The organism is Streptomyces sp. 15-116A (assembly GCF_025290915.1).
Lineage (GTDB): Bacteria > Actinomycetota > Actinomycetes > Streptomycetales > Streptomycetaceae > Streptomyces.
The window spans coordinates 1-3,146 of record NZ_JAOCQE010000450.1 but is presented as its reverse complement, the minus strand read 5'-3'; the positions used below and the strand labels follow the sequence as shown (position 1 = coordinate 3,146).

Here is a 3,146-nt window from a genome sequence, read left to right as displayed (position 1 = left end):
CCCGGGGACCCGCCGAACTCGCCGAGCCCGCTGCGCGACCCTGCCTGCGGCTATCGAGGCGAGGACGCGTCCGGCGCGGCTCCGGTCGCGGGGAGGCCGGGATCGCCCGCCCCCAGTTCCACCAGCCGCCGGTCCGGGGTCGCCGCGGTGCCAGGCTGCCTTCCCCCGGCCAGCAGGTCGAGCAGTTCCCCGGCCCACGACGGGTCGTAGCGGTGGAGGCGCGGTACGCCGCCCTCGTCGGGGGACTTCGTCCACTCGACGTGCGCGCCGGGGTTGTGGACCGCGTAGCCGCCGGGCGCGAACAGGTGGGGGCTGCCCTGGACGCCGGGGCCCTGGGCGACGCGGAACTGCTCGTAGATCTCGGCGCGGCCGGCGCCGCGCTCCAGGGCGCGGCGCAGGGCCTGTGCGTCGACGTGCTCGCACCGCGCGGCGACGTCGAGGATCACCGAGGGGATGCTGACGCACCGGCTCTCGGTGTAGAAGGCGTGCCGCAGGCCGGCGTCCAGTTCGTCGCTGCCGCGCAGGCCGCCGACGGACGGGTCCTTCGCGGCCTGAACCGCCTCCATCGCGGGCAGCATCGTCGACGGATAGTCGTACTCCCGCCCCGCCCACAGGCGCCAGCCGAGGTCGGGGCGGTGCGCGGAGATCACCACGATCTCGGGCTCCACGATGAACTTGGGCGTGGGCTGGTGGTTGAACAGCTCCAGGGGGAAGGCCCGGTGGTCGATCAGGAGGTCCTGCCCGCGGTCCCGGGCCGTGGTGCGCAGCGTGTGCAGGGCGAGGGTGGCCCAGGGGCAGCCGAGATCCGACCAGACGGTGACGGGCCGGGGCTCCGGGGCAGCGCTCATCGTGTCCTCCTCGGTAGCGGGACCACACCGGGGTCCCCGTCGGGTGTGCCGTGGTGCCGAATCCCATGGTGACGCGCCCGCGGCACCCGGTGCCCGATGCCGGTGCCACTGTGTCAAGTCCCCCTGGAACGGCCCCGGAAGAGGCCTCCGCGCAGCCCGGCGGTGGTCCGGGCACAGCCCGAAGTGAACGTTCCGGATGGGGCCCCGGGAGGTGCGGGAGGCGATGGTGGCCCGGCCACCGCCGTCCGTCACAAGTCCTGTGCTCCGTGTACCTGGGACCGGCGCCCCGCCGGTGCGCACAGTGGACGGGCAGCCCTTCGGATCGTCTTCGTCCACCCCCGATGGAGGGTCCGTTCATGAGTGTGGTCGCGCTGAGCCCTGACCAAGCGCAGAGCATGACCATGCAGAAGCCGGCGTACGCGTCAGCCTGCCAGGTGTCGCTGCCGGAGATGTGTTCACTGCTGTTCGCCTCCTTGCCGCGCAGCGACCAACGGCGCAAGGGCATGGAGTACATACGAGGTCTGCTGGAGGTGAGGGGACGCAAGTCGATACGCAACATCGCCGCGCTTGTCGGCGGACAGGCGACGGAACAGAGCCTGCATCACTTCATCAGCGACTCGAGCTGGGAGTGGGGACCGGTGCGCCGGGCCCTGGCCCGCTACGCGGTGCGTGTGGCCCCGCCGCAGGCGTGGGTGGTGCGGCCCATGGTGATCCCCAAGGCGGGACGGCACTCCGTCGGAGTGGAGCGGCGCTTCTTCCCGGAGCACGGCCAGATGCTCAACGCCCAGCAGGCGGTGGGGGTCTGGGCGGTGGCCGAGGAGATGAGCGTGCCGGTCAACTGGCGGCTTCAGCTCTCGCCGTCCTGGTTCGCCGAGGAACGGCGGCGGCGTGCGTCGATACCGGAGGACGCGTCCGCCGAGACGCTCGGTGAGTGCGCGGTGCAGGCCTTCCTGGAGGCGGCGGCGTGGCGGCTGCCGGCCCGCCCCGTGGTGATGGACGCCCGCGGCACCGACGTCGCCTCGACCGTGCGGAGGCTTCTGGACCGGGGCATGCCGATGATGCTCCGGGTCGACGACGCGCTGCGGCTGTCGGTGACGGACCCCGCGCTCAAGGGTTTCGACGCGACCCCCCGGCCGGTGCGCCAGATCATGAGCGCGAGCCGGGGCCTTCAGCGGCCGGTGGTGTGGCCGGACGACACCGTGGGTTCCGTCCGGCGCTCCGGGCTCGTCACCGCCGTACGGGTGACGCTGCCCGGTCCTCAGGGCCGGCGAGCCGGGAGCGGGCCGGGTGACCTGCTGCTGCTCGGCGTGGGGAACACCGGCCGGCGCAGGCCCGGGGAGGTGTGGCTGACGGACCTGACGTCGGTGCCGCCCGCGTTCTGGATGCGGCTGCGGGGCACGGTCCGCCGGGTCGACCGGGATCTCGCCCGGGGAGCCGACCAGGTGGGGATCCGCGACTTCGCCGGGCGCTCCTACCGTGGCTGGCACCGGCACGTCACCCTCGCGTCGGCCGCGCACCTCCTGGCGGCCCTGGGCGGCACCGACGACGAGGTCCTCGACTACGCGTCCTGATCGCCAGAGGCGTCCCCGGCGGTGTCCCCCGCGGCATCGCCGGTGGCGTCCCCGGCGGGCGCCGTGCGCCCGCGCAGCACACGCCGGATGCGGGACATCCGGAGCGCGAGCTGGATCTCCAGGGCCCGTTCGGGCCGCTGCCAGTCGGGGCCGATCAGGTCGCCGATGCGTTCCAGGCGGCGGGCCACGGTGTTCGGGTGCACGTGGAGCTTCTCGGCCGCGTACGTGGGACTGCCACCGGTGTCGAAGTAGGCGTCCAGCGTGCGGACCAGCTCGGTCAGGCGCTGTTCGTCGTAGTCGAGCACGGCACCGATGGTGCTCTGGATGAACCGTTCGGCGTCCGCCCGTTCCGCCAGCAGCAGGCCCACGAAGCCCATCTCGTGGGTCGAGGCCGGGGTGCCGGTGGCGCCGAGGGCGGTCATCGCGTCCAGACAGCGTGCCGCCTCCCGGTACCCGTGCAGGACCGCACCCGGGTCCGACACGGGTCCGGCGCCGCTGACCGTGGGCGGAGCGCCGGGCAGGGACGACAGCTCGTCGTGCACCGTCCGGGCGGCGGCGCCCGGGTCGGTGCCCGGCAGCAGCAGCACGATGTCGCCCTCGTGCGTCGTCTGCAGCCCGTTCATCCGGCGGGCGCAGGACGACGCCCGGGTCGCCGCGTGCGCCCGCGCGTCCGCCTCGGTGCGGGCGACCACGACCACGTGCGGCTGGTCCAGGCCGATGCCCAGCC

At 73.9% G+C, this 3,146-nt stretch carries 3 protein-coding genes; 1 reads left to right on the top strand and 2 read right to left on the bottom strand.

Annotated features, from left to right (window positions below):
• Positions 1-50: 50 nt before the first annotated feature.
• The gene (locus tag N4P33_RS34180) at positions 51-848 is read right to left on the bottom strand and encodes a DsbA family protein (RefSeq protein ID WP_260830812.1); all 798 of its coding nucleotides are present in this window, start codon (positions 846-848) and stop codon (positions 51-53) included.
• A gap of 356 nt (positions 849-1,204) precedes the next feature.
• Between N4P33_RS34180 and N4P33_RS34175 the strand changes: the two genes are divergently transcribed.
• Entirely contained in the window at positions 1,205-2,419 is a 1,215-nt protein-coding gene (locus tag N4P33_RS34175; RefSeq protein ID WP_260830811.1) for a transposase, read from the top strand.
• Here the strand turns inward: N4P33_RS34175 and N4P33_RS34170 are convergent.
• A partial coding sequence (locus N4P33_RS34170; RefSeq protein WP_260830810.1) for a CdaR family transcriptional regulator occupies positions 2,407-3,146 on the bottom strand: 740 nt, incomplete at its 5' end. The genes N4P33_RS34175 and N4P33_RS34170 overlap by 13 nt on opposite strands.

Coding starts and splice junctions, on each gene's coding strand:
- N4P33_RS34180 (WP_260830812.1), bottom strand. CDS start 848: ATGAGCGCTGCCCCGGAGCCCCGGCCCGTCACCGTCTGGTCGGATCTC.
- N4P33_RS34175 (WP_260830811.1), top strand. CDS start 1,205: ATGAGTGTGGTCGCGCTGAGCCCTGACCAAGCGCAGAGCATGACCATG.